Source organism: Nostoc sp. DedQUE04 (assembly GCF_034530995.1).
Lineage (GTDB): Bacteria > Cyanobacteriota > Cyanobacteriia > Cyanobacteriales > Nostocaceae > Nostoc.
In genome coordinates this window covers 83,732-107,525 of the sequence record NZ_JAVRCA010000023.1, presented here as the reverse complement: position 1 = coordinate 107,525, position 23,794 = coordinate 83,732, and the positions used below count along the sequence as shown (strand labels likewise).

Below are 23,794 nucleotides of genomic sequence, written 5' to 3'. Positions count from 1 at the left end.
TGTTTTCCGTCGCCTTTAAACCTACTTGCACGCCAACTGTTTTAAACATTGTCATCAAAGTCACTTAGATTATCTGGCCCCTCATTTGGTTTTTCAATTGGGTTGTATGGCACATAATCGGTTGGGATCGCATCATCATCTTCGCGCGGTCTTCGAGAAGTTGAGTCAGTGGGCGGACGACGCCTTCTCGGTCTGGGAGAAACATCATCTTCACGACTTTCGGGACGCTGCGATCCGTTATTACTACGGCGAGAAGGTTTTCTAACTTCCCCACCCGAATTTTCCCAATCATCAACTTGCCTAGATGAAGAACCCCAGTTCTCTTCTTCAAAGCTTTCAGAAGGGCGATTTACAGGACGCCCAGAAGTCCGCCGGCGCGTTCTATCAGATGGAGCCTGTCTTTCACTAGTGCTGCTGTTGCGGCGTTCTGTACGACGGGGAGGTTGTTCCTGATAGTAGTCATCACGAGTTGAAATCTCATCCCTGCTACCGCGAATCCGGGGACGCACTGGGCGTTCTTCCTCGTCTTCATAAGGCAATGGATCTAAGTCTGCCTCCATTTCAGCTTGATAGTTTCTGCGATTATTGTACGAATAGCGATCGCTAACCGGTCGGTCTTCGTCCACAATCGGAGTGTTGCGCTTTGCTTGCTGAGTAGCTATACTTCGCAGACGAATACTTTCAACTGCAAAAAACACAGTTGTGCCAACTAAAAGCAGTTGACCAAATTGTAGAATCGGGTCTAGTCGCCATCCTTGAAAGACGAGAATGAAGCCGCAAAGTAAGCCGACTGCCGCAAAAAAGATATCTTGATCCCGTGACAATTCCGGACGCACAGTGCGGAGAAAATACAGTGCTGCCCCAGCCACAGCCAGGAAAATTCCTAGAATACTGGCTGAGTTTGCCCCAAAATTTACCTGAGCCAGAAAACTGGCTGAGTTCAGCCCAAAATTTATCATTGCTGTTTTCCCAATATCAAATCTATGTTAGCGAGTCACAATTAAAATCACTACTGTAATTAGGCACGATATATTGAAGCTTCAAAGCCTCTGGCAAAGAAGCTCTGAAGCTATTCACCGAAAAGTAAAAACGTCTATGTCTGTCAGCTACAATTGCCACCAGTCGCAGTTTATGCTGCTTTTAGTGCAATTTAAGTAAATAGCTGACAGACAATCGATTACGAGAGCTAATTTAACTCTCATAAGCATTATGAACGCTGTATTTTATCTTTTTGGCTAATGAAAATTAGACCAACAGTAGCGGGTATTACAACAATTGCGGTACCCCATAGCAGGCTCCAAAGAAAATTTGCTAAAGAAGGCGTCATACTTCTCAACCTTTTTTTACACACTTCATCCTAATTTTAATAGTGTATTACTTTCTTGAGAAGCCTCTAACTCTGAACTGCCAAACTTGGTAACTTCTTTCACCAGTTATTGAGTTAACCACATGGGCGAGTTCGCTTTTCTATTTCAGAAAGAAGTGACAGCATTTAGTTAAAATAACGATCGGAGTGCTTTACAAAGCTTAAAATTTTGTAGCTATGTCTATGCAAAGCGCAACTTGCCTGTGCCTAAGTTTTTCTTTTTTTACAGATAGATAGTACCTAAAACCGATGACTGGTGTTAACCTGACTGCTTGGATTCTTGGCCCTGTGTTAGGGGTTATGACATTCTTATTTATATTTCGTATCATTCTCACTTGGTATCCGCAAGTGGATTTGAATCGTTTGCCCTTTAATTTAATAGCTTGGCCAACTGAGCCATTTTTAATACCTTTGCGAAAGCTGGTGCAACCTATAGGTGGGGTAGATATTACACCTATTATTTGGGTTGGTATCTTCAGCCTGCTGCGAGAAATCCTGTTAGGTCAACAAGGATTGTTGACTATGCTATCTCGTGTTAATTAGGGTACAGGTTACAGGTTATAACCTTGCCCCTGTAACCTATAACCTTTTTCCTTCCCTACTTTCCTACCCGTTCATTTCCTGTACAAAATTTGTATAGACATTACCCTGTAAAAACTGCGGAGTTTCCATAATTTTTTGATGAAACCCAATGGTGGTAGGTAATCCAGTAATGGCACATTCCCGCAGCGCGCGTTTCATCCGGTTAATAGCAGTGGGTCGGTCTGGCGCCCAAACGATTAACTTGCCGATTAAAGAATCGTAGTAAGGTGGGATTTGGTAATCTGTGTAAACGTGGGAATCAATTCGCACACCAGGGCCTCCGGGGGGCAGATAGCTACTAATCCGTCCAGGAGAAGGGCGAAAGTCACGATCGGGATCTTCGGCGTTGATTCGGCATTCGATCGCATGACCTCGTAATACTACTTGGTCTTGGGTAAGCTTGAGTCTTTCACCTTGAGCAACGCGGATTTGTTCGGCAACTAAGTCTATCCCAGTAATCATTTCTGTTACAGGATGTTCTACCTGAATCCGGGTGTTCATTTCCATAAAGTAGAATTTACCGGATCTATCCAAGAGAAACTCAATAGTACCCGCCCCACTGTAGTTAATGAATTGGGCAGCTTTGATCGCAGCTTGTCCCATTTTTTCACGTAGGTCTTGGTCGAGAGCTGGACTTGGAGCTTCTTCTAACAGCTTTTGATTCCGGCGCTGAATTGAGCAATCCCGTTCGCCTAAGTGGATGACATTACCATAGTTATCCGCCAAAATTTGAAATTCGATGTGGCGGGGACGTTCAATAAATTTTTCTATGTAAACGCCAGAATTCCCAAAAGCTGCTCCTGCTTCGCCTTGGGCGGCGAGAAAAAGTTTGACAAATTCGTCTTCAGAACGAACTAGGCGCATACCCCGTCCACCGCCACCTGCTGTAGCTTTGATCATCACTGGATAGCCGATATCCTTAGCGAATCCTAATCCTTCTTGCTCGGATTCTACCAATCCCTCACTACCTGGTACCGTCGGTACTCCAGCTTTTTGCATGGTTTCTTTGGCAGTGGATTTATCGCCCATCCGTCTCATAGCATCTGGAGTTGGGCCGATAAAAGCAATATGATGGTCGGCACAGATTTCCGCAAACCGGGCATTTTCTGCCAAAAAACCATAGCCTGGATGAATGGCAGTAGCATTGCGCGTCAGTGCAGCAGCAATAATATTGGGAATATTCAAATAACTTTTACCACTAGCAGGTTCGCCAATGCAAACTGCTTCATCAGCAAGTTGGACGTGGAGAGCATTACGGTCAACGGTGGAGTGAACCGCAACTGTGGCAATTCCCATTTCTTCACAGGCGCGGAGAATGCGAAGGGCGATTTCTCCCCGATTGGCAATTAATATTTTGTCAAACTTCATTTTTTAGTTTCGATATCATTACCAGTAGATTGACATTTTCTCCGATCCAACTTGAAACAATGCTTCCACATTATTTCAAATTATTGCAGGAGATTCGCCACCCTGATTCTAAGTAAGCTTGCACATTGCAGGCTTGCTGCCTCTACGGGTCTTACTACACTAACAACATTGCTGCTGTAAGTCTTGGCTAGACTACCAAGCTGGGCTTTTGCGAAGCCGATAGCGAGTCAGATGCTCTTACGTCGCTATCGAGCGTCATAGCCTGTCGTCGACACCACCTACCGCAGACGGATACGCGATCGCACCCTGCCGAACACAGTAGCTCTACCCTTTTCAATCAATATCACTTGTACAGCTGCTAAATTTCTGTCAGTCTGATACCGCCTTGAGAAAATTTATTTTTTGAGCAACTGAATTTAGATATCACCTTACTATAATTATTTTCTTATGCTATAGTCTATTTTTAGAGAAACCATGCGGATGTGGCGGAATTGGTATACGCGCACGCTTGAGGTGCGTGTGGCTTTGCCTTGGGAGTTCGAGTCTCCCCATCCGCATTTTTGCTTGTTTAAGCATAGGGTCAATAGTCACAGGTCAAAAAACCTTAGACTGTTGACCCTTAAATATTAAGTTTGCTTCCGAAGCACTTCAGTGCTTACTAGATATTAAGTCAAGTTGCCTTGTCAAAGTACTAGTCCTTTATGCTTTTATAGAAATAGGTGAAGTTTTGTAAAAAGCATTGACTATTTCTTTTCCGCCGACAAACAACCTAACACTGCCACCAGCTTGGCATCGCCTCACTCCGATTTGGCAAGGAGGGGAGGAAATAATTCAACAAAGTTTACCTCACACTCAGCTAGCACCTACATGGCAGCTAATGCTTTTGGGTGACGGCTCTCCAACACGTCACTTAGAATTGCTCACAGGTGAGCCTGTAGAAGTAGATGTTATTGATATGTCATTGATTGGCATGGACTTGGATGCTGCTCCTGAGTTAATCCAAGCTGTCCCAGAACCGCGATTACGGCGACAAGTATGGCTGCGTACCGCTTCTGGTCAAAGATTAGCCTATGCTACTTCGTGGTGGGAAGCCAGTCATGTCGATGAGTATTTACAAAACCGTTCATTACCAATTTGGGCAAGTTTAGCTCGTCTTCGCACAGAATTGTATCGAGATGTTCGAGGAATTTACTACGGAGACTCATTGGCACTAGAGTCCGGTTTTGGTGTAACTGGGCCTTTTTGGGGTCGCCATTACTTGTTTTGGCATCATGGGCAGCCGCTGACATTAATTTATGAAGTTTTTTCACCTTATTTAACCAAATATTTAGGGCCTATGCAATTAAATGCCAAAAATCAGTAAGAAGCCATGATGTAGGTTGATCGCTATCGAGTAAAACTAAGTAGCTGAAATCATCCAATGAAATTATCAAAGGAACGTTGAATTATTGTTGCAGCGATCGCTTTTAGATAGTAGTGCCGATAAACTAATGAGTTTTCGGTGATAGTTTGCCGTTGTTTAGCGATCGCATCCTCTTTAAAATAGAGTCATTCCTCAAGATCGACTATGATTCAACTCAAAACCCAACTCACCCTCAAAGAATTTATCGCACTTCCCGAAGGTGATATCACCAAACCAAACGCGGTACTGATAGTTGAGAAGATTCATTATTTGAAGGGCTGCAAATTACACCTCAACAAATCTTCCAACAAGCAATAATTTCCTACTGATGTTAGCAATAAAGACGCGAGGAAAGGTTTAATGAATACTGTTGTGCTAAATCTAGAACCGATTGCTCATTTAACCGATGAGCAATTTTATCAATTATGTATTGCCAATCGTGATGTCAGCCTGGAAATGAACGCATCTGGAGAATTAATAATTGTGCCACCAGTCGGAGGAGAAAGCGGAAATCAGGAAGCTGGACTGATTGCTGATTTAGAAATTTGGAATCGTCAAGCTAAATTAGGGAAAGTTTTTAGTTCTTCAACTATCTTTATACTTCCCAATGGTGCAAAACGTTCTCCTGATGCTGCTTGGGTAAAATTGGAGCGGTGGGAAGCTTTAACACCAGAACAACGAAAAAAATTTCCGCCACTTGTACCCGACTTTGTGATTGAACTGCGTTCGGAGACAGATCGCCTTGCACCGATTCAAGAGAAAATGCAGGAATACATTAAAAATGGTCTGCGCTTGGGTTGGCTGATTAATCCTCAAGATCGCCAAGTTGAAATTTATCGACTTTTAAAAGCTGTAGAAGTTGTGCAAATGCCAGCGATTGTTTCTGGAGAAGATATACTACCTGGATTTGAGTTGCAAGTATAAGTATAGGAGGGTTTCAAATTACACTTCAATAAATCTTCCAACAAGCAATAATTTCCTACTGATGTTAGCAATAAAGACGCGAGGAAAGGTTTAATGAATACTGTTGTGCTAAATCTAGAACCGATTGCTCATTTAACCGATGAGCAATTTTATCAATTATGTATTGCCAATCGTGATGTCAGCCTGGAAATGAACGCATCTGGAGAATTAATAATTGTGCCACCAGTCGGAGGAGAAAGCGGAAATCAGGAAGCTGGACTGATTGCTGATTTAGAAATTTGGAATCGTCAAGCTAAATTAGGGAAAGTTTTTAGTTCTTCAACTATCTTTATACTTCCCAATGGTGCAAAACGTTCTCCTGATGCTGCTTGGGTAAAATTGGAGCGGTGGGAAGCTTTAACACCAGAACAACGAAAAAAATTTCCGCCACTTGTACCCGACTTTGTGATTGAACTGCGTTCGGAGACAGATCGCCTTGCACCGATTCAAGAGAAAATGCAGGAATACATTAAAAATGGTCTGCGCTTGGGTTGGCTGATTAATCCTCAAGATCGCCAAGTTGAAATTTATCGACTTTTAAAAGCTGTAGAAGTTGTGCAAATGCCAGCGATTGTTTCTGGAGAAGATATACTACCTGGATTTGAGTTGCAAGTGTAGGTAGGCGATCGCGACCATGCCAAAACGTTGAGTAGTAGAGAGAACATGATTGCTGGTAAAACCTGTACCGTCGTCTCAGTAAGGATTATGAACGTCTCCCTGAAATGAGTGAAGCTGCCATCTATGCTGTTATGACTCGTCTCATGCTGCGTCGTCTTGTCGTCTAAAGATTTACTTTATAAATGGTCTCTAAAAATAGAGTTCTTAGGGCGGGGTAATACTTTAAGGAGAATTGAGAGAAATCCCTAAAACCATTACAATACCTAGAGTTTTCTGATTATATATAATTTCTGTAACTCCGAAAAAAATGTTATATTCTCGCTTATTGCTTGGAATAACAGTTTACTTGTGGAAACTTTCCGACAGAGGAATTAATCTCAGGGAAACGTCCTACGAAATTCAACAAAGCATGTTAAAAATGGTAACTGAGCCAAAAACATAGCTTTTAAAAGACTACGGAAAGTTGATTATCGAAGTACCATCAACCATCTAGGGTAGAAAAATTTAATATAATTAACTGCCCTAAAGAATGGGTAATACTGTTGGTGTACTTGACTAATCAAGCAAGTAATAAGTTTGCAAGTATAAGGTACAGGTTTCAATGGCACCGCCTCTTGTGTCTGTTCAGATGAATAAAAATAAGAAACCGTCTCTGGTGCTGACGCTCTCGGCTGCTGGGTTATTGATTGGTGCAGGGAGTGTGGGCTACTGGTTGTTAGCCCAGAGACAAATATCTTCTAGCGATTTGCTAGTAGGTGCAAATATTATTCCTGGTGATGCCCTGTTTGCGGTTTCCTTAACAACAGATCCCCAGCAGTGGCAGAAATTGCGGCAGTTTGGGACAAAAGAAACCCAAACAGAACTGGACAAAAATTTAGTCCAGTTACGCGATCGCTTTCTGACTAATAATGGTTACGACTTCCAAAAAGATATCGCTCCTTGGGTAGGCGATGAAGTGGCGATCGCAATTCTTGCCCCAACTACAGGAAATAAACCTGCACCCAAACCAGTTACCACCAATGAAAATGCCGCTAGCGATCAGCAGTCGATGGTAATGGTATTGCCAGTAAAAAATTCAGAAATCGCCAAAAACATTTTGGCACAACCCAAAATTCTTAAACAAGGCAAATGGAGCGATCGCACTTATCAAGGGATCGCCATTAAACAAAGTGAGGGACAAGCAGGGCAAAACTTCTTGGCTGCATTATTAGATGGGCGTTTTTTAGTCATAACTGATAGTCTTAAAGCCACAGAACGAGCGATCGATGCTTACAAAAATAAAACATCCCTAGCTACAACAGGCGGCTTTGCTGAGAATTTCCCAAAAATTGCCAATTACCAACCCTTTGGACAGTTTTATATCAATGTGCCAACAGCAGCGAAAATAGCCGCGGCTTCTCCAAACCGCCCTTTACCTGCTCAAGTTTTGGCTCAACTGCAAAATAACCAGGGTTTAGCAGGGACAATAACTTTAGAGTCAGAAGGAATCCGCTTTAAGGGTGTTTCTTGGTTAAACCCTAATAGTCAACGCGTGCTGACAGTGGAAAACAAAGCTGGGAAAATGCAAAGCCGCATACCAGCCGAAACCTTAATGATGCTTACTGGCGGTAACTTACAGAGGTTGTGGAGAGACTATGTTTTAACATCTCAGGGAAATCCTTTATCACCGATCGCACCAGAACAGATTAGAGGTGGGATAAAATCTCTTACCGATCTCGATTTGGAGAAGGATTTGCTTAGTTGGATGAAAGGGGAGTTTTCCTTATCAGTGATTCCTGCTACTCCAAAAGAAGGTTCACCAAATGATTTTCGTGCGGGTTTGCTGTTCATGGTACAGACAAGCGATGACTACGGCGGGCAAAGCCTACGCAAATCAGCTGAAGCATCCATCAGTAAGCTGGATGAAGTGATGAAAAATCAATACCAATTCCAAGTGCAATCGGGGAAAGTCGCAGGTCAACCCGTTGTTAACTGGGTATCACCTTATGGTACGTTAACTGCTACCCACGGTTGGTTAGATGGAGATGTCGCTTTCTTGGTAGTGGGCGCTCCGATCACCGATAAAATTGTTCCCAAACCTAACTACACACTAGCTGGCACTCTTCCCTTCCAACAAACAGTTCCTACAGAACCCAATCCGACAAACGGTCAATTTTTTCTGGATGTGGAACGAACTGTGAAAAATTTCCCTTTACCAACTCTAATTCCCAATCAAGAAACTTTACTAGATGCAACGCGCACAATTGGGATGACATCTGCTGTCAGCGACAATCGCAGTAACCGTTACGATATTTTTATCGAACTGAAAAAAGTTACTAACACTACTACATTGCCTAGTCCAGAAGGAAGTAAGAGTAACTCTGTTAGATAGAGGAGAGAGGAAAGCAGGGGAGCAGGGAGCAGGGGGGCAGAGGAGCGGGGAAATGAGGGAGTGAGGGGACAAGGAGATAAACAAAACTCCTAACTCCTAACTCCTAACTCCTAACTCCTAACTCCCAATGCCCAATCCCCAATCCCCAATCCCCAATCCCCCATTCCCGATTCCTCTCTTAACATATAGGATCAAAACAGTCAGAATCGATATTTTAAATTATTCACGGAGAGAAGACTTTATGAATTTGGTTGTACTCCAGAACTGGCTGGACAATGCGTCCTTTGCCATATTATTCCTGACAATGCTGGTGTATTGGGGAGGAGCGGCTTTTCCAAATCTGCCTTATCTAGCCGCTTTGGGGACAGCTGGGATGGCGATCGCAAATTTGTGTATAGCTACTCTACTAGGGGCACGATGGATCGAAGCTGGTTACTTTCCCTTAAGTAATCTCTATGAATCTCTGTTTTTCTTAGCTTGGGGAATTACCGCTGTTCATCTGATTGCCGAAAATAGTAGCCGTAGTCGCTTAGTAGGAGTTGTGACATCTCCGGTAGCAATGGCTATTACTGCTTTTGCTACTATGACACTACCATCCCAGATGCAAGCGTCAGAACCCTTAGTACCTGCCTTGAAGTCAAATTGGCTGATGATGCATGTCAGCGTTATGATGCTGAGTTATTCTGCTTTAATGGTGGGTTCGTTATTAGCGATCGCTTTCTTAATTGTCACTCGCGGTCAAAATATTCAACTACAAGGTAGTTCTGTTGGTACTGGTGGCTATCGCAGCAACGGCTACCGCTTGCACAAAGCATCTGAACTAATTTCTCAACCACCAACCCCTGCTGTCGAAAATAACGGCTTTGCTCGTTTTGAAACTAGTAGCAATGGCAACGGTAACAGTAATACGGCTGTTTTGAATTTAGTAACTACTCCTGAATCTCCAGCCGTTGCATCTGCTGAACCTCTTTCACCCCAGCGCCTTAGCCTTGCCGAAACCCTAGACAACATTAGTTATCGCATCATCGGACTAGGATTTCCCCTGCTGACAATTGGCATCATTGCCGGTGGCGTTTGGGCTAACGAAGCCTGGGGTTCCTACTGGAGTTGGGACCCGAAAGAAACTTGGGCATTAATCACCTGGTTAGTGTTTGCTGCCTACCTTCACGCCAGAATTACTCGCGGTTGGCAAGGGCGCCGTCCCGCAATTTTAGCCTCTGCTGGCTTGCTTGTTGTTTGGGTTTGCTATCTCGGTGTGAATCTTTTGGGTAAAGGTTTGCATTCTTACGGTTGGTTTTTCTAAGAACCTTACTAAGACAGTGCTGAGTATTGAGTATTTTACTTTTACTCATAACTCAAGACTTAGTAAAGTTTTGCGTCAAACTATGGTGAGTGGAGTATTTAAGTTGAAACGCAGAGGGGTGAAGAGTTTTCTTTGCCCCTTTGTGCAATACACAAATTATTACGATAATAACCAAGGACTAACGATCAATGACTAATGACCAATGACCAATGACCAATGACCAATAACTAAATTATCATTTTATTTCGGATGAACTGTTATATCTCTGGAAAATATAAATTGATTAACAGGAGATTTTTATGGAAGATGGATTCGAGATCCTAAATCATGATGAAGTTGTCTCTATACAACCGGACACTTTTAATAAGTTAAATATTGCTAAAACTTTTAAAGTCCGCGATTTGATTACAGCAATTAAGGAATATGTTGGAGCAGAAGAAACGGATGAAGTAAATTTGTATACTCAAGGGTTAAATTGTGAAGTTTTACAATTTAGTACTTTGGGATGGAAAAAAGGAAAAGTGAGACTTGCTTTAGAATTTTGTCCTGATGAATCTGAGTCACCACTTGATGAAATTTTTCAAAGACTCAAACAAGTGGAAAATTAATACTCAATAAGCAAAATATCCCCAACTTCTTCAAGAATTCGGGGATATGAGCCTCTTGATGTTTACAAATAACCGAGAGACTAAACTACAAAATTATCCCGTTATATCGAAAAGCATTATCCCAAACATAATCAATCACTGCTTTAGCTTCATCCAAAGGTAAAACGTGACATGCTCCTTGGCGATCGTAGGCTAGTAAAGGGATTTCTGGTACTTTGTCTGTTGTTTTGCTATTTTGAATTACTTGGCCACGAATATCTTCTAGATTGCTTAGAGGCCCTTGAATATCAAAGTTAATCTTTGTGCCTAATTTATTGTCCATCCAAGTTTCAATGCGAGAATCTAATTGTTGAGGAGTTAATGGTATGGGGCTAGTCAGTAAGTGATAATATGCCAGAATAATTTCTTTACATTCTTCTTCTTCTGCTAATTCCAGAAACATTTGAAAAACGCTATTATTGCTAGCTAAATTATTGAAAAATAACGTATCAGTGACAATTTTTTGAAATTTAATTTTTTTATTTTTGTAATTAGTGTATTGCGTAAAGGCAAATCCACCCAAAGCGATCGCTAATGATAAAGCTGCCACCAAGACGGGCATAAAATTTCTGACTTTATCCAACTCTACATTTAATGATTCAACCCAAAAAGTAACGTTTAGTACTAGTAAAATTGCAGCAACTATTAATAATAAATTCGGCAATGTTCTTAATATTAAAGGAATTGCCGCGCCAATCGCCGGAATTCCAAATAGTAACCGATCTTTCCAGGTCATACTTGTTTTTACATTGGGAAAGATTAAGTCAACATCTAGTTTAGGAATATTTTTGTAGAAGTAAACATACATCTTACCGGGAATGAATTTTAATTCTTGGATCTTGTCTTTCTTCGCACGAAAGTAAGCTGCTTCTTTGAACTTGACTAACAAAACTATCCGTTCAAAAATATCAATCATCTTTTCTTCTTGCCAAAAGAAGAATTTTTTTACCGAAATTTTCTTAGAACTATCACCCCGGTAATAACAGATCAAGCGGTCAAAATCCTCAAAATTTACTTGAGTTTTCAATTCAATGAGAGATTTGGTTGCCAGCGCTCGTTTGAGAATCGATTCAGGCAAAAGAATATAATTAGCTCTTTCAACAATATGCCCAAAGGCTTCAACTACTTTCAACTCCATGTCATCATATTGCTCGAATGTTGGTGGAGTTATTGGTTGAATCTCTGCATTAGGGTTAAAGGGTACGTAGTTATCTTTGATAACTTCTAAGGTTTTGTGGAAGCGAAAGTGATAGTATGCAATGAGGATTTGGCAGAAATCTTGAAATTTTTTGACATCAGCTTTATCTAGCTGACCGTCTTGTAGGCAAAGTTTGATAATATCACTGCGAGTGTAGGGAATAAATGCTTCTCTATTTTCGGAAACAGCCATATTCAAAGATGAATCAGAATCTAACTAGGGTTTGCCACATCTCACGGAAACGGCGGCGATGAGACATTATGTTTTAATTGGTAATTAAATTCTAGTATCTTGGGTGGTAAATCTCGCAGTTTTTTCCTGAGCCAAGGGAAAAAGTGAGTAGGGATATTTGCTTTGCCTTGCACATCTCCAATGCGTTCTGTTATTTTCAAAGACTGATTGAAAAGTGCGTAGGCGTTGCCCGTCGTAGACATCGCTTGGCATAGATTCTGATTCTCTCATTTAAATTACTATCAAGATTCATTTATAAAATAAAGATGTACTCATAACTGAGGAATGGGAAATCAATCATGCTAAATTACGATCCATTAGCTTGTTTGCCCTCATCTGAGGAGCTACCTGACTCTGACGATACCCCTGTGGATAATGAATTACAAGATTTGATTCCCGGTTTACTTAAAGCGCTTCTGGCAATGGCTTGGCCAGAACGCATGGATTGGTATTTTGGCGTAGATATGGGTATTTATTATGACCCAGACTTACCAGCAATAGTCCCAGATGGATTTTTGAGTTTGGGCGTAGAGCGATTCTATGATGAAGACCTCCGCCCCAGTTATGTGCTTTGGGAAGAGAAGAAATTACCAATATTTGTGTTGGAGGTAGTATCTAAAACATATCGTGGTGAGTACTCAACCAAGAAAGCAGAGTATGCAAGATTGGGAATTTTGTATTATGTAGTTTACAACCCATTTCGTCGCCGCAAGCCACGTTTAGAAGTTTACAAATTAGTTAACAATGTTTATGAATTACATGATGGTAATCCAGTTTGGTTGCCAGAAATTGATTTAGGAATTGGCATCGAACGAGGAATTTATCTAGGCATACCACGGGAGTGGATGTATTGGTATAACCATGAAGGGGAAAAGCTTTTAACACCAGAAGAAGACGCAAAACTCGCTAAACAAGAAACCCAGCAAGCAAAACAAGAAGCGCAGCAAGCAAAACAAGAAGCGCAGCAAGCACAGCAAGAAGCTCAACAAGCACGACGACGTGCTGAATTATTAGCAGAACAGTTGCGATCGCTCGGCATAGATCCTGATTCTCTCATTTAAATTGCTATCAAAATTCATTAACGAAATAAACCAGAACGATTGCGATCGCTCGGCGTAGATCCAGATTCTCTCACTTGAAAAAGGGAGTAGGGAAGAAATATTTTTCATGGTTCGTTGTGGATTTTTGCAGTACTGTATTAAATTGGTGTAAAAACTCATTAAAGGGGTTCAAAGACTCATTAATGAGTATTCAAAGCCTCATTAAAGGGGTTCAAAGACTCATTAATGAGTATCAAAGCCTCATTAAAGGAGTTCAAAGACTAATTAATGAGTATCAAAGCCTCATTAAAAGGGTTCAAAGACTCATTAATGGAGTTCAAAGCCTCATTAAAGGAGTTCAAAGCGTCATTACAGCAATTTTCATTCACTTAAATCACACTCTCGCCTTCTTCTGTGCGCCTCTGCATGAGATAAAAAACCTTCGCTCCTGTAATTACGAATTACGAATTACGAATTACGCATTACCCTATCAAGACTTGCACTCACACCTTCAGCATCCGGTAACTTCAATCGCTGCAAAATCTCTAAAGCTGGTTGCAAATAGGATATTGCTTTAGTGTATTCACCCTGCTGTTCTGCCAAATCTCCTAACCTCCGCAGAGTCATTGCTTGAGTTCGGACATCACTAATGCGTTGAGTTATTTCCAAAGACTGATTGTAGAGTGCGATTGCTTCATCCACATTCCCTTTGTTGGCGTAGATCATTCCCAGACAGTGCAACGTCGCCGCTTTCCCTTGGACATTACCAATGCGTTCATTTATTTCTAAAGACTGATTATAGAGTGCGATTGCTTCATCCACTTCCCCTTTGTTGGCGTAGATAATTCCCAAATAGTACAACGTCGCCGCTTTGCCTTGGACATCTCCAATGCGTTCTTTTAATTCCAAAGACTGATTGTAGAGTGCGATCGCTTTATCCACATCCCCTTTATTGGCGTAGATATTTCCCAGTTGGTTTAACGTCGCCGCTTTGCCTTGGACATTACCAATGTGTTCATTTAATTCCAAAGACTGATTGTAGAGTGCGATCGCTTGATCCACATCTCCTTTATTGGCGTAGATAATTCCCAAATAGTACAACGTCGCCGCTTTGCCTTGGACATCTCCAATGCGTTCTTTTAATTCCAAAGACTGATTGTAGAGTGCGATCGCTTGATCCACATCCCCTTTATTGGCGTAGATAATTCCCAGACTGTGTAACGTTGCCGCTTTGCCTTGGACATTACCAATGCGTTCAGTTATTTCCAAAGACTGATTGTAGAGTGCGATCGCTTTATCCACATCCCCTTTGTCGGCGTAGATTATTCCCAGTTCGTACAGAACGTTGGCTTTTATTCCTGCTAAATTTTCATCCTCTTTAGTCAACTTCAAAGCTTTTTGCAAAAAATCTTCTGCTTTTCTTACCTCACCAATACTCCTATAAGCTACCCCTAACTCCTTTAAAATATTAATGTGGGTACGTACATCTGTTGATTCTTCCATTAGCAAGCGTTCAAGTAAATCAATCCGCTCTTGCCTTTCTGGTAAATCTAAACTTCCTAATATTCTCTCCGATTGAATAGTTTTTTCAATAGCCAACTCTTGAGTAGACTGGACTGTTTGAAAATAAAATACTCCTTTTCTCCATGCCCAAAAATCTGGGGCATATTTTGCTAAACGTGTTAGGGCATGATCTGGCAGAAATATCAGTATAGGGTGAGGAACACTATTAGTAAAAGCGTCTCGGACAAAGTTCAAGTCTTGTAGTACAGGGGGATATTCTCCAGATAAACCAATGGACTTTTCTAATCCGATAACAATTAAAACTAGTTTTTTATCTAATTCTAAATGAATTTCTTTTTCACGAATAATCTCATCCCTTAAAAAACGCAAATTAGGATCGGCAAAATTGAGAAGTTCAAACTGAATATCATGACATCGAGAATGGTTGTTGAGAATTTCAATTAAAGTATTTCTATCTTCAGCAAAATTAACAGCAACAAATCCAATCGTTAACTGATTATCAGCAAAGTCAATAAAGGTTAACAGTTCTGCTAATGACTGCTGATTTATTTGCACAAAAGTTTCTTTTTTTAAATTTAACTCAGGGGTTACTTGTGGCTGATTTGACTGCTTCTTGGAAAGCATGGATTTGCCTCACAACTGGATTAACATAATTCCAGCGATTTTTGCCGTTATATTCAAAAACCCAAAGATTGAACAGCATTAACCTGCCGATTTCATCTTTAGAAACATCTTTATTGATATATACCGCAGCCAAAGCAGAATAGTATTCTGTTGGTATACTTCGCTCAAAATTAAACTGCTCTTGCTTAATTGCATAAGTGATATCATCAGCAGTAACTTTCTCATGCTCGCGAGTTGCTGCTGTAATAAATGCTTTTGATGCTATTTGCATCAATTGACGGATGTGACCGCCGCTTGCTTTTGCTAAATCTACTAATAGTTTACGCGATTCAAACACTGCGTCTACTTCAACTCTTTGTTCAATTAAACTCGTAATTGCTGTTATTCCCTCATCATTATGAGCTAGATCGTTTTTATCTTGTTCAAACTCATATATGTTAACCATCGGCACAATATTGGGTGTATCGAAGGAATTACTCAAATTATTTTTCGAATAGACTATAGAAATTGGCGCTGTATAGATAATTGTACAATGTAGACTTTGTAGTTGAAATGCATAATCACAAAATAAATGTTTAGCTACATTTGGAGATACCCTGTCTAAGTTATCAAATATAATTAAAAATCCTTTTTCATATTCTGGGTATTTTAATTTAAGCTTGACAAAAGCATCACCTAGCAACAAATTTATATCTGCTTGTAAACGACCAATATCTTTTTGTAAATTCTGACGAACTGTCTTTCTTTGTTTGTCAGCACCTTTAATTTGAGCCTGGATTTTACCCAATAGCTTTGAAATAAAGGGAATCTTTATACCTGCTTCTGCCTCAGCACCAATACTTACCGATCTTTCAACTGTTTGTTCGGTTTCTTGAGTAATTTCTTTAAACCAAGACTCAAAATTCTTTAAAAGTTGTGTATCAAAATTTAATTCCGATGCATATAGCACATCAGCAACTTTTTTAATAATTACCAAATATAAATCTGTGTATTCTGCGTCTAATATATCTAGTTCAGCGTCGGCTTCTATATAAATAACTTTATATTGAGATTCCCATTCTCGCTGAATCTTCCTTAATTCTGTACTTTTACCGCATCCCTGATGTCCAGTAAATAAAAGGCTGCAAAATTCGGCGGGTTCCAGAAAACTTAAGCGAGTTTTAATAGTATTAATTGCCTCTGTCTTGCGAACTTTCGATAAATTAACATAATAACGTTCAATGTCTTTATTACTCACTAGAGGAGCTACATCACAAACACGAAAAGCAGCTTTGAGCGTATTAGCACGATTAGCAGGTAAGGAACTCATTAGGTACTATTTATATTAAGAATTTATATATATTACAGCAGCAAAATCTTAAAGCTTCTAGGCGTTAGATAACTTTTAAAAATCACTAGCGCTCAACCAGAAGTATTGAAGTGGTAGTATGTTCAGGAATACCTAACGTTAGATTACCAACAGAATTGTATAATGTCTCTTGCTCCTTGGCGAGGTGCGATCGCTCATGCACTCCATCGCAACCGCAGCCTTGTTTATGCTCGTTACTTGCAACTAGCAACGCTACAAGCGAATGGTCGCCCCGCCAATCGTACCCTAGTCTTTCGCGGCTTTCTGGACAATACAAACCAGCTAAAATTTATCACGGATAACCGTAGCGCCAAAGCCGACCAAATACAGCAACAACCTTGGGCAGAAGTTTGCTGGTATTTCCCCGGTACACGAGAACAATTCCGCATCGCTGGCTGTTTAACCCTAGTAAGCGGTGATGATTCTGACCAGGTTTTCCAGCCAGCGCGGATCGCAATGTGGCAAGAATTGAGTGATGCGGCGCGTTTACAGTTTGCTTGGCCGCATCCTGGTAAACTCAGAGTTGAAAACCCAGAAGCTTTTGCACCACCAGCACCCGAACCCGTGCAGCCAGTGCCTAATTTTTGTTTACTGCTACTCGATCCGGTGCAGGTAGATCACTTAGAATTACGCGGCGAACCACAAAATCGATGTCTTTATCACCGTGATGACCAGCAAGAGTGGTCTAGCCAAGCGATTAATCCTTAAATATTCGAGTAGAGACGCCATTAATGGCGTCTCTACAGTAGTTAGGAGTTGGAAACTGCAAACCTGACATTTATGATTTTTATTGAAAGCGACGGGAAACTCCATCCCGCAAGTGGCGTGGAGTTTTTTATTCCTCACTCCTCACTCTTAACTTCTCACTTTTTTAAATGCCAGCACCATCTAGAAATTCCTGGATGGTCTTATCCTTGAGGTTACACCAGCGAGTATCGTGGGTTGGTTCATCCTCTTTCGTTGCTAAACCACCTACTAAAACAGGAGTTTTTTCTGAAGAATTGTTGCGCTGAAGGGTTTGTATTTGTTCTTCCAACGCTTCAATCCGGTCTACTAAAGCACGAATTACTTGAGCTTCTGAATCTGGTAAGTTATTGTGTTCAAGAGGTGAAACCCGAACTCCAGAACGATACATAATGCGCCCAGGCACACCTACCACAGTACAGTCTGAAGGCACATCTCTGAGAACAACAGAACCAGCACCAATACGGACATTATTGCCAATTTGGATATTGCCCAGTACCTTCGCTCCAGCTCCAACTACGACGTTTTCACCGACAGTAGGATGGCGCTTGCCACATTCTTTACCAGTACCCCCAAGGGTGACACCTTGATAAATTAGAGCATAGTCTCCGACGATCGCAGTTTCACCAATTACTACACCCATGCCGTGGTCAATGAACACACTTTGCCCAATTGTTGCACCAGGGTGGATTTCAATTCCAGTAAAAAACCGAGCCAAGTGAGAAATCAGGCGCGGAATAAAGGGAAGACCAACACTATACAGCCAGTGAGCCAGCCTATGGAATAACAAGGCTTGCAAACCAGGGTAACAAAATAAAACTTCCAACCAGTTACGGGCAGCTGGGTCACGTTCAAATATGATACGAAAGTCAGCACACAGTATAGATAGCACGAGATAGCACCCTCGGAAAGCACAACAAGCTACTCTCCCATATTATCCTCTCAGGTGTTACACCTAAAAATTGGGCATTGGGCATTGGGCATTGGGAATTGGGCATTAGTTATTAATCACTTAACTCCTAACTCCTAACTCCTAACTCAGCACTCTCCACTTCACTGTTGCTCCACTTTCAAAGTATAATCACGCTTGACTCCAGGATTAAATGTACCTACCCAAATCCGATAGGTTCCCTTTTTCCAGTCGCGATCGCTAACGCTAGCATCTTTACTTTTGCCAGTATCATCGCCGCAACGAATTGTTGTTTTATCTGGGCCTTGGATAATTAAAGTGGTGTCGTTGTTGTTGCTATCAACTTGGATTGTTAGCTGAGGAAAGTCTTTTTCCAAAACCATAATGTGATCTGGTTTGGGATCGGCAAAGCCAATGCAAGCTTTTTGATCGCGATCGCGGTTACTTATGGCAGACAATGAGTAAGAACCACCTGTAAACCCCTGTACTGTTCCTTGTGCTGAATCAAAGTTTGTTGATAAATTCAAAGTGGCAAAGTTTGCTGTCTGTGCGATTGCAGGGGTAGCTGTAATGGCGGTAAGTATAGCCAACAGCCAACCGCCGCGAAACTGAAGTCGGGGGCGACAGTATTTCATAGTAGCCCTCCAACAGGCTTTTAAATAAGTAGTGATATATACATATTCTAATAAAAAAATTCCAGTGAAATTTCAGTTGGTTGTGCCACAATCAAATGTGCCACAGTTGATGTTTTTGAAAGTGGACTGTTAATTGCTTGGTTATTTCTGGATCTAGACAGCAACATTAAATCACGCCCGTTGATAGTGGGGAATTTTTGCAATCAAGACATTAATTACCAAATGCTACAGAATATCTACGTAAATATTATGAGGCAAGAAAGTAGAGAAGAGAAAAGAATTTTTTCCCTTCTCTACTTTGAGCTTTTATGAAAATCTCACGAATTATGGAGTTTGAAGAAGACACCACCTTTGAGCGATCGCGTGTCAGTTCCATAACTACTAACTGTGAGCGATCGCAGGTTGTTAAAAAATGGTTTACCTAAAACTTCCACTAGTTTGAGAATCGGTACTTGACGCTCTAACAAATTCTGGCTCTTTGTCCAATCGAGATATACATAACCTTGGTTTGGTAGGGGAATTGCCGCGATACTATCTTTGAAATTAGGATTGTCAATTATGGAATTATCCTTGGTTGTGAGAATTTCATCGATCGTCTCCAAGTCAGACGCGAAAATTTCGTAATTTCCTAAAGTTGTGTGCAATCCCCGCACTTTTGTTTCAATGCTGAAAGATTCTCCTTCTTTGACATCACTTTTTTTTGTTGCTGTGGTTAACTCTGTCCAAGCAGATATTTTTTGCTTGTCTATAGTTAAGAAATTAATACTGAGTCCATTGGATGAGGCGATCGCATCTAATCGAGCAACACCTTTTTCCACACTCTCAGATTTTTCTACTACAAAAATCCAATGAGGAGTTGTTTGCTCTTTCGCCGGTAACAATGCTATGGCATATTCTCCTTCTACCCAACTGAAAATATCTTTTGGTAAATTTATACCCCAGCGTTTTTGAACATCTGCTAAAGGTTTTGCTAACCGAGAAACCACATCTTCCCCAGAACCATATATAGTTGCTGTTGCTTGTTTCCAGAGTTTGGCTAAATCACTGTCAGCCAAGTTACTCAAATTCGAGCCGGAAATTGCTAAACCTGCGGATGCTGGAACATACTGCAATGCTCCCACAGGTTTAGATAGCGGTGCAGATGGAGGGACAATTTCCGATGAAGTCAAAATGGTGGTTTCTGCCAGCAATCCTTGGGGATTCAACAATAAGGATATGATTTGACTGTTATAAAGTTGTTCTGGTAACTCTAACCCTTGCCATTTTGCTACGATGGGAAGATTCAAGAAAGCTACAGCTAATCCCCCTTTGAGCCGTTCTTTGGCAGCTTTTTGATATTCGGGTGAGCTAGTCAAATTCAGATCGGGCGCTTGGACGTTATTGATAGCATCTTTTAGTACTTTGGGATCGTTGGCAAATAAGACAAAGTTTTCACCGACAACAGAACCAGCAAGCAAGTCTTGTTCTGGTTGAGAATTGTCAGAAATCAGTTTTACACCTTTATATTGTTCAACAGCTAAGGTTGCACCAGCTAAGGCTCGTTTGGAAAACAACAATTCGACAAACTCGCGACTTTTCTCTGGTTGCTTGGTTGTTAATGCTAACAGATATCCTGGCTGCTGTCCGTTTTCTGGATTGCGATCGATATCTAAGGTAGTAATAGCTAATGTAATTTCGTCCCCTAACCAGGGTTGAATGTCTTGTTTGTAATCTATGCCACTCTTGGCGAATAAACTGGTTTTGAGTTTAGATAGTTCTTCTTCGCGCTCCAACGCCTGCAAACGGTCAGGATTGGTCAATAATGAAACCATTGCAGGAGAAAGTTTCGACACGAATATGGCTGCACCAGGCCCAGAGCTAGAAGCAATGAGGTTAGCCGGACTTTTAGCGAAAAACCAGTAAAAGCCTGCGATCGCAATTACTAGCAGGGCGATCGCCCCAGCGACGATAAAACCGATAAATGAACGTTGCCTATTCACATTAAACCTATTAAAAAAGACGGTTTACAGCCATTTAAGCAGAAAGCCTAGCAGAATTAATCAACCTTCTTGAGAATGGATACTCATGCAAAGGCAGAGATTTTCTGTCACCATAAATAGGATTAAGACTGTTTATCGGGAATTCTTTTAGTCAACCCATGAACCAAATTAGTGTAGAAGAACTGGCGCAACGTCTTTCTTCTAGTGATGTAAGTATTCAGCTAGTAGATGTGCGTGAACCAGAAGAATTGGCGATCGCTAGCATTGAGGGCTTTGTTAACCTACCTTTAAGTCAATTTGCCGAATGGGGAGATCGAGTACCGACCCTCTTCAATCCCGAAGCCGAAACCTTGGTGTTATGCCACCACGGCATCCGCTCTGCCCAAATGTGCCAGTGGTTGATTGCTCAAGGTTTTACAAATGTGCAAAATATTTCGGGTGGTATTGATGCCTATTCCCAATTAGTAGACTCTTCAATTCCCCAGTATTAGCTTATGCTCGGATAGATCATTCAGATGGAACTTACTCTTCCATCTGAATTTTGCTATGCTAAACATAGAAGTACATCTATTTAGAGGCTTGCCGGAAAGTTTGAAATTTGGGCATCACCTACATCTGCATAAAAATGTTGGATTGCTCTAAATTACAGTTCGGCAGTAACCCCTGAAGAAAATACGTATCTAATAATACTGTTGCAAGCATAAATTTATGCAAAAGTACGGTTAGAAAAAAGCATCGGAGGGGTACATTATAACTAGCAGCTTTTGCAAAAAAATTGAGCTACTAGTTCAACCCTAATCTTAAAAAATGCTTTGTATATAAACTTTAAAAATACTTATCATAATATAGTTATATAATTTGATATCTTAATAAATTATTAATATTTTCTGTTTCGATTAAATCCACAAATTTTTTGAGAGTTTGATTAAAATCTGCCTTCAGCAAAACATACCATAATGGAAGTTCAGTTAACAAATCGACAACAGCATATACTTTGGGCAACGGTACGTCACTACATTGCTACGGCAGAGCCAGTTGGTTCAAAGGCTTTGGTTGAGGAGTACGATCTGGGTGTAAGCTCGGCGACAATTCGCAATGTCATGGGTGTTTTAGAAAAGTCTGGATTGCTCTACCAACCACACGCTTCTGCTGGACGTGTACCTTCAGATTCGGGCTATCGCATTTATGTTGACCAGCTAATTACGCCTTCTCTGCGGTCGCGCAGCGTGTCGCAGACAGACGCTACGCGGAGCTTGCTTCCACAAAGTGCTACGGAAATTTTAGGGCGAGAAGTAGAGGTGGCATTGCAAAAGCAGCTACAGTGGCAAGATCGGAGTTTAGAAACCCTACTGCAAGGAGCCGCGCAGATTTTAGCAACCTTGAGTGGTTGTATTAGCTTGATTACTATACCGCAAACGACCACAGCGCTATTGCGACATCTGCAATTAATGCAAATTGAAGCCGGACGGATTATGCTGATTGTGGTGACAGATGGTTATGAGACACATTCTAAATTGATGGATTTGTCGCTAACACCAGAAGAAAGCCAACGGGATTCAGAGGTAATAGATCGCGAGTTGCAGATTGTTTCTAACTTTTTGAATAGTCACCTGCGGGGGCGAAGTCTGTTGGAATTAGGCCACCTCAACTGGAGCGAACTAGATCAAGAATTCCAACGCTACGGGGAATTTTTGAAAAACTCAGTTGCCGAATTGACTCGTCGCACTCTTGCACCGACTGCAACCCAAATTATGGTTCGGGGTGTGTCAGAAGTTTTGCGCCAGCCAGAATTTTCCCAGTTACAGCAAGTACAAACAATTATCCACCTGCTGGAAGAAGAACAAGACCAACTGTGGCGATTAATATTTGAAGAACCAGAACTAGAGGATGGTGGAAAACCAAAAGTAACGGTTCGCATTGGCGCAGAAAATCCATTAGAACCGATACGCACCTGCACCTTGATTTCTTCTAACTATCGCCGAGGTTCGATACCCGTAGGAAGTGTAGGAGTTTTGGGGCCAACGCGTCTAGATTATGAAAGTGCGATCGCAGTAGTAGCATCTGCTGCTGATTATCTCTCAGAAGCTTTCAGTTATTTCAATCCTTAATTAGCGGTTAATCTTTAGGAACAAGCCGCTACGCCTCTAGGGGAGGAAACAATACCACATAGCAAGCACATAGCCGTATTTGTAACGGCAAAATCAATAATTAATACTACTTAAATCTTTCATGCTTAGAAAAATTGCCTTTAGTCTACTGTGGCTGGGATTTGTTGTCTATGGTTTTTTTCTCGCACCTCCTGAGCAACCTGGTACATTCGAGTTAATTAAAAACCTTTCTATTGGCCAGTGGCAAGGCGTTAACCCGTTAGTCATAGCATTATTCAACCTCATGGGCATCTGGCCTCTTATTTACAGCGCAGTAGTTTTTATTGATGGTAGAGGACAAAAAATACCTGCTTGGCTGTTTGCTACTGTCTCTTTCGGAGTTGGTGCTTTTGCATTTTTGCCGTACTTAGCCTTTAGAGAACCAAATAATCAGTTTGTCGGTAAAAAGAATACCTTCCTCAAGCTGTTAGATTCTCGTGTGACTGGGGTTGTCTTGATGGTAGCCACGGTTATTCTAGCTGTCTATGGTTTAAGAGGAGGAGATTGGAGTAATTTTGTGCAACAGTGGCAAACCAACCGCTTCATCAATGTGATGAGTTTAGATTTCTGTCTACTTTGCCTATTATTCCCAGCTGTGCTAGGGGATGATATGGCGCGTCGTGATTGGAAAAATCCACAGATATTCTGGCTAATAGCGTTGATACCGCTATTAGGGCCATTGATTTATTTGTGTGTACGTCCACCTCTACCAGACGTAGGTGTTGAGGCAATACGCAGTCAGCAAACAGCTGCAAATTAAAGCACTTTTTAATTCCTAATTAAAGACAGTTTCA

The 23,794-nt window shown here is 41.2% G+C and carries 23 protein-coding genes, 1 tRNA gene and 1 pseudogene; 15 read left to right on the top strand and 10 right to left on the bottom strand.

What is annotated here, in order from left to right; genetic code table 11:
- Positions 1-41: 41 nt before the first annotated feature.
- Together RM049_RS17790 and psbX are read right to left on the bottom strand one after the other, a co-directional pair.
- Positions 42-959 carry a Ycf66 family protein gene (locus RM049_RS17790; RefSeq protein WP_322705100.1) on the bottom strand — a complete coding sequence of 306 codons (918 nt, stop codon included), beginning with the start codon at positions 957-959 and terminating at the stop codon, positions 42-44.
- Between the two features lie 248 nt (positions 960-1,207).
- Positions 1,208-1,327, bottom strand: coding sequence for a photosystem II reaction center X protein (gene psbX / locus RM049_RS17785; protein ID WP_174709687.1), 120 nt, complete (start codon positions 1,325-1,327; stop codon positions 1,208-1,210).
- 288 nt (positions 1,328-1,615) lie between these two features.
- Between psbX and RM049_RS17780 the strand changes: the two genes are divergently transcribed.
- Complete coding sequence (locus RM049_RS17780; RefSeq protein ID WP_094350101.1) at positions 1,616-1,909, top strand: YggT family protein; 294 nt, start codon at positions 1,616-1,618, stop codon at positions 1,907-1,909.
- 63 nt (positions 1,910-1,972) lie between these two features.
- On the opposite strand, the gene accC is transcribed toward RM049_RS17780, so the two are convergent.
- Positions 1,973-3,316: an acetyl-CoA carboxylase biotin carboxylase subunit gene (gene accC, locus RM049_RS17775; RefSeq protein WP_322673968.1), complete on the bottom strand. Its 1,344-nt coding sequence runs from the start codon at positions 3,314-3,316 to the stop codon at positions 1,973-1,975.
- 476 nt (positions 3,317-3,792) lie between these two features.
- On the opposite strand from accC, the gene RM049_RS17770 reads away from it, so the two are divergent.
- The 9 genes and pseudogenes from RM049_RS17770 (at position 3,793) to RM049_RS17730 (ending at position 10,581) form a co-directional block, all read left to right on the top strand.
- A tRNA-Leu gene (locus tag RM049_RS17770) sits at positions 3,793-3,873 on the top strand.
- 182 nt (positions 3,874-4,055) lie between these two features.
- Positions 4,056-4,679, top strand: coding sequence for a chorismate lyase (locus tag RM049_RS17765; RefSeq protein WP_322705099.1), 624 nt, complete (start codon positions 4,056-4,058; stop codon positions 4,677-4,679).
- A gap of 204 nt (positions 4,680-4,883) precedes the next feature.
- Positions 4,884-5,036: a hypothetical protein gene (locus tag RM049_RS39310; RefSeq protein ID WP_409883748.1), complete on the top strand. Its 153-nt coding sequence runs from the start codon at positions 4,884-4,886 to the stop codon at positions 5,034-5,036.
- Positions 5,037-5,078: 42 nt separating this feature from the next.
- Positions 5,079-5,642, top strand: coding sequence for a Uma2 family endonuclease (locus RM049_RS17755; protein ID WP_322687107.1), 564 nt, complete (start codon positions 5,079-5,081; stop codon positions 5,640-5,642).
- A 93-nt stretch (positions 5,643-5,735) separates the two neighbouring features.
- Positions 5,736-6,299 (top strand): Uma2 family endonuclease, encoded by a 564-nt coding sequence (locus tag RM049_RS17750; RefSeq protein ID WP_322687107.1) that lies wholly within the window; start codon positions 5,736-5,738, stop codon positions 6,297-6,299.
- A gap of 59 nt (positions 6,300-6,358) precedes the next feature.
- A pseudogene (locus tag RM049_RS17745) lies at positions 6,359-6,466 on the top strand (IS5/IS1182 family transposase); the annotation flags it as partial.
- Between the two features lie 434 nt (positions 6,467-6,900).
- A complete protein-coding gene (locus RM049_RS17740) occupies positions 6,901-8,670 on the top strand; it encodes a DUF3352 domain-containing protein (RefSeq protein ID WP_322705098.1) in 1,770 nt (589 codons plus the stop codon).
- A gap of 241 nt (positions 8,671-8,911) precedes the next feature.
- Positions 8,912-9,973 (top strand): c-type cytochrome biogenesis protein CcsB, encoded by a 1,062-nt coding sequence (gene ccsB / locus RM049_RS17735; RefSeq protein ID WP_322705097.1) that lies wholly within the window; start codon positions 8,912-8,914, stop codon positions 9,971-9,973.
- A 299-nt stretch (positions 9,974-10,272) separates the two neighbouring features.
- Positions 10,273-10,581 (top strand): KGK domain-containing protein, encoded by a 309-nt coding sequence (locus RM049_RS17730; RefSeq protein ID WP_322705096.1) that lies wholly within the window; start codon positions 10,273-10,275, stop codon positions 10,579-10,581.
- A gap of 85 nt (positions 10,582-10,666) precedes the next feature.
- Here the strand turns inward: RM049_RS17730 and RM049_RS17725 are convergent, their stop codons facing one another.
- Together RM049_RS17725 and RM049_RS17720 are read right to left on the bottom strand one after the other, a co-directional pair.
- Positions 10,667-12,010, bottom strand: coding sequence for a TMEM143 family protein (locus tag RM049_RS17725; protein ID WP_322705095.1), 1,344 nt, complete (start codon positions 12,008-12,010; stop codon positions 10,667-10,669).
- Between the two features lie 41 nt (positions 12,011-12,051).
- Positions 12,052-12,252 (bottom strand): hypothetical protein, encoded by a 201-nt coding sequence (locus tag RM049_RS17720; protein ID WP_322705094.1) that lies wholly within the window; start codon positions 12,250-12,252, stop codon positions 12,052-12,054.
- A 96-nt stretch (positions 12,253-12,348) separates the two neighbouring features.
- Between RM049_RS17720 and RM049_RS17715 the strand changes: the two genes are divergently transcribed.
- The gene (locus RM049_RS17715) at positions 12,349-13,110 is read left to right on the top strand and encodes a Uma2 family endonuclease (RefSeq protein WP_322705093.1); all 762 of its coding nucleotides are present in this window, start codon (positions 12,349-12,351) and stop codon (positions 13,108-13,110) included.
- A gap of 447 nt (positions 13,111-13,557) precedes the next feature.
- On the opposite strand, the gene RM049_RS17710 is transcribed toward RM049_RS17715, so the two are convergent.
- On the bottom strand, positions 13,558-15,237 hold the full coding sequence (locus tag RM049_RS17710) for a tetratricopeptide repeat protein (RefSeq protein ID WP_322705092.1): 1,680 nt from the start codon (positions 15,235-15,237) through the stop codon (positions 13,558-13,560).
- Entirely contained in the window at positions 15,194-16,474 is a 1,281-nt protein-coding gene (locus RM049_RS17705) for an AAA family ATPase (protein ID WP_322705091.1), read from the bottom strand. Before RM049_RS17705 ends, RM049_RS17710 begins: the two co-directional genes overlap by 44 nt.
- A 234-nt stretch (positions 16,475-16,708) precedes the next feature.
- Here RM049_RS17705 and RM049_RS17700 point away from each other — a divergent pair, with 234 nt between their 5' ends.
- On the top strand, positions 16,709-17,293 hold the full coding sequence (locus RM049_RS17700; RefSeq protein ID WP_322705090.1) for an Npun_F5749 family FMN-dependent PPOX-type flavoprotein: 585 nt from the start codon (positions 16,709-16,711) through the stop codon (positions 17,291-17,293).
- Positions 17,294-17,456: 163 nt separating this feature from the next.
- On the opposite strand, the gene cysE is transcribed toward RM049_RS17700, so the two are convergent.
- The 3 genes from cysE to RM049_RS17685 form a co-directional block, all read right to left on the bottom strand.
- Complete coding sequence (gene cysE, locus RM049_RS17695; RefSeq protein ID WP_322705089.1) at positions 17,457-18,221, bottom strand: serine O-acetyltransferase; 765 nt, start codon at positions 18,219-18,221, stop codon at positions 17,457-17,459.
- A 161-nt stretch (positions 18,222-18,382) separates the two neighbouring features.
- The gene (locus RM049_RS17690) at positions 18,383-18,874 is read right to left on the bottom strand and encodes a hypothetical protein (RefSeq protein WP_322673983.1); all 492 of its coding nucleotides are present in this window, start codon (positions 18,872-18,874) and stop codon (positions 18,383-18,385) included.
- Positions 18,875-19,191: 317 nt separating this feature from the next.
- Complete coding sequence (locus RM049_RS17685) at positions 19,192-20,853, bottom strand: DUF3352 domain-containing protein (RefSeq protein WP_322705088.1); 1,662 nt, start codon at positions 20,851-20,853, stop codon at positions 19,192-19,194.
- 158 nt (positions 20,854-21,011) lie between these two features.
- On the opposite strand from RM049_RS17685, the gene RM049_RS17680 reads away from it, so the two are divergent.
- The 3 genes from RM049_RS17680 (at position 21,012) to RM049_RS17670 (ending at position 23,760) form a co-directional block, all read left to right on the top strand.
- Positions 21,012-21,344, top strand: a complete 333-nt coding sequence (locus RM049_RS17680; protein WP_322673985.1) for a rhodanese-like domain-containing protein — start codon at positions 21,012-21,014, stop codon at positions 21,342-21,344.
- 465 nt (positions 21,345-21,809) lie between these two features.
- Complete coding sequence (locus tag RM049_RS17675; RefSeq protein ID WP_322682479.1) at positions 21,810-22,961, top strand: heat-inducible transcriptional repressor HrcA; 1,152 nt, start codon at positions 21,810-21,812, stop codon at positions 22,959-22,961.
- Between the two features lie 121 nt (positions 22,962-23,082).
- Positions 23,083-23,760, top strand: coding sequence for a DUF2834 domain-containing protein (locus RM049_RS17670; protein WP_322705087.1), 678 nt, complete (start codon positions 23,083-23,085; stop codon positions 23,758-23,760).
- The last annotated feature ends 34 nt before the right edge of the window (positions 23,761-23,794 follow it).